1 protein-coding gene is annotated in these 695 nt (G+C 76.1%); it reads right to left on the reverse strand.

What is annotated here, in order from left to right; all coding sequences use genetic code 11:
- Positions 1 to 693 (reverse strand): ribonuclease D (locus D8M29_RS12735; protein WP_148111637.1); only part of this gene is annotated, 693 nt, incomplete at its 3' end.
- Positions 694 to 695: the final 2 nt, after the last annotated feature.

Here is a 695-nt window from a genome sequence, read left to right on the forward strand (position 1 = left end):
TAGGTCCTCGCGGGCCTCCCACAGGCGCTTGAGGACCGCGCGCTGCACGGGGCGGCGCAGCGTCTGGGAGCCCGAGGTGCCGCGCCAGGGGTCCTTCTTCGGCGTGGGCGGCGGGGCCGTGCGCACGTGCTCGAACTCCTGCTCGGCCCACGCGAGCTTGCCGTCGGCCTCGAGGCGCGCGATCAGGGCCTCGCGCAGCGGGACGAGCAGCTCGACGTCGAGCGCCGCGTAGGTGAGCATCGCCTCGGGCAGCGGACGCACCGACCAGTCGGCGGCCGAATGCTCCTTGGCGAGGGTGACCCCCAGCAGCTCCTCCAGGACCGCGGCCAGGCCGACGCGCGGCAGGCCGGACACCCGGGCCGCGAGCTCGGTGTCGAACAGCCGATCGGGGCGCAGCCCCTGCTCGGCCAGGCAGGGCAGGTCCTGGCTGGCCGCGTGCAGGATCCACTCGACGCCCGCGAGGGCCTCCTGCAGCGGGGCCAGCCCGTCGAGGGCTTCGGGATCGACGAGCCAGATGCCGGCGCCCTCGCGCTTGAGCTGGACGAGCATAGCCCGCTGGCCGTACCGGATCCCGGAGGCGCGCTCCGCGTCGATGGCGACGGGCCCGGTCCCCGCGGCGAGCGCCGCGGCGCAGGCCTCCAGGCCCGCGCGGGTGTCGGTGAGCCGGGGGACTCCACCGGCCGGTGTGGCGATCA

It is taken from the genome of Micrococcus sp. HSID17227 (genome assembly GCF_003989405.1).
Lineage (GTDB): Bacteria > Actinomycetota > Actinomycetes > Actinomycetales > Micrococcaceae > Micrococcus > Micrococcus luteus.